The 2,517-nt window shown below is 43.7% G+C and carries 1 protein-coding gene; it reads right to left on the reverse strand.

Features of this window, described 5'->3' with window-relative positions:
* Positions 1-97 precede the first annotated feature (97 nt).
* Positions 98-1,798, reverse strand: a complete 1,701-nt coding sequence (ltrA, locus tag VB732_RS35820) for a group II intron reverse transcriptase/maturase (RefSeq protein ID WP_416235806.1) — start codon at positions 1,796-1,798, stop codon at positions 98-100.
* Positions 1,799-2,517 lie beyond the last annotated feature (719 nt).

Raw genomic sequence — 2,517 nt, forward strand, 5'->3', positions numbered from 1 at the left:
TTAGTAAACTCAACGAGGTTGTCACCAACCCCGTTGGTCTTCAAAACCGTGCTTAATGGTTTCCCATTACACGGCTCCTCAATGATTCGGCACATTGTCATGTGTACTTCACGACTGAACCATCTTCAGTTGTCTTTTCATCGTGGCAGTGTTTATGTAATATCTGAAGATTTTTGTACTCGTCTTTTCCTCCCAGGATTTTGGGGATAATGTGGTCAATCTCCAGTACATCCTCCTCTCGAAAGTACAATCCGCAGTGAGTACACTTTCCTTTCTGTGACTTTAAGAGCGTTGCCATTCTTTTTGTCATTTCCGGGTGTTTACCCATTCTTGTACACCAGTAAATTAGGTTGCCATCATAAGGACTAGCCTCGCCTTTAACTTTCACAAACCGAACTATTGGCGTTTCTGCGTGTGACCGTAACCGCATCGGGTTTTTACCCTCATGCCTGGTTGCGAATACCCAATTATTACCACCTATGGTTTGCCAATATTTCTTTGACACCCATCCCCCAGATTTCTTGGGGTGGCGGTGTTTTGCCCAAGCCCTCAGCTTTAGATACATGAGATTATCTAGGTCAGAGTAAGCCACCTTACTTACCACTGTTGAGTAGTAGTTTGACCATCCTGTGATTACCGGATTTAATCGGCTGATTAACGCCATTTGGGGCGCTGCCTTATGGTCATTGATGATACTTGCTACTCGGTCATAATGTATCTTCTGCTTTTCCTTGCTTGGGGTGATGAATGTTTTGAAACCTTGTTTTGAGTGGTATTTACCCACTTTCCACTGCATTATGTTAAAACCGAGAAAGTTAAACCCCGGCTTTTCTAACTCATACTCATTCAGAGTGTGAGTTAAACGTGTTTTGGCTGGTTTCAATTCCAAACCCATGTCTTTTAACCATTCAGAGATTATCTCCCTGCATCTTTGAACAACGGTTATGTCTTCATGGAGAATCACAAAGTCATCGGCGTACCGAATTAGGCTTAAACCTTTGGTTTTTACTTGCCAGCTTAATTGCCCTTTTCCCGTTGACTTTTTCATGTCTAAGGTTTTGGCAAATTCCTTAATCCGTATTTCCATCCCGTGGAGGGCAATATTAGCCAGTAACGGAGAAATTACCCCGCCCTGTGGCGTACCTTCAGATGTTGGAAACAACTGCTTTCCATCCATCACTCCCGCTTTTAACCATGCTCGAACTTGTCGGCGAATGGTGGGGAATGTATTTAATTTTCTTAGCAGTGCTTCATGGTCGATGCGGTCGAAGCATTTTGCTATATCGGCATCAAGCACATATTTGCTTTTCTGCACTATTGCATTAAATATGGCTTCAATTGCATCGTGACATGAGCGCCCAGGTCTGAACCCGTATGAGTTAGGTTCAAATCGCGCTTCCCATTCTGGCTCTAATGCCAATTTGAACAGCGCTTGCAAAGCTCGGTCGTTCATTACGGGAATACCTAAAGGTCGTTTCTCCTCCGTTCCTGGTTTAGGAATCCAAACCCGTCGTGTCGGTTTCACCTTTAAATTTGGTTTTAATTTAGCAACCAGTTTTAGACGTGCTTCTGGGGATAATGATTTTATACCGTCCACTCCTGCCGTCTTTTTACCTTGGTTGTCTTGTGTTACCCGACGAACCGATAAACACTTTGCTGACCAGGACTTCATCAACGTCTTCTGGAGTCTGCGAAAAGCTTTGACATCACCACGAAGAGATGCTTTGTAAATTCGTTTTTGCAACTTAAAAACACGTCGTTCCAGCATCCGCCAGTTGATATGTTTCCATTCCCCCATCGATTTATTACTCAAAACCTTACTAGTTGGGTTAATCTTCAGGGGAAGAAGACCGTTTTTAGTAGGTTTGGGAGCAATAAGTCGTGTATTAGACTTTTGCATTGCTACTCATAACTTTACATTCCAAATCACCGTAAGTCCGTCGGCATATCCTTGCCATTACAGCAAGGCATTCGCTTTTGACTTAATCTTTCCTATTCTTTGCATACGGTTAGCACCTACTTGGTATCGACCTGACCAAGAGCAAAGGTAGGTTACTTCGTTCCGAACAACCATTGTTGGAACCTTTAGAATGATGCTATCCACCGGGTTTATTGGGAGTGCTTACTGGTCATCGAGGGATTGCCAGCCCCAATATCCTTTTACCTTTTGGCTCCAGCGTATAAGCCTTATTTCGCTGGTTTTTCATGACGATGGTTCGGCGCATCTTTGCTTTCGCTATTCATGGGTTCATGCTCGAAGGGAACCAGTTTTAGGCTACCAGTCTTACCTCCTTTTCATCCCGCTTCAGGCTTTGATGACTAGTCGCAAACCTGGGGATGATGCTGTTACCGTTGCACCTACGGAGAGGGACTTCTCCTTAATTAGAGTCACCCTCATGGTTATTCAGTTATCATCTGAGAGAGATTAAAGTGCGAACTCAACCCAACATGGGTTATCTCTCAAATGTCACTCATCCCTGAATATTTCTATTCATTTCGAGTGAACGAATCGCACCC

This window comes from Nostoc sp. UHCC 0252, from assembly GCF_034931145.1.
Taxonomy (GTDB): Bacteria; Cyanobacteriota; Cyanobacteriia; order Cyanobacteriales; family Nostocaceae; genus Nostoc.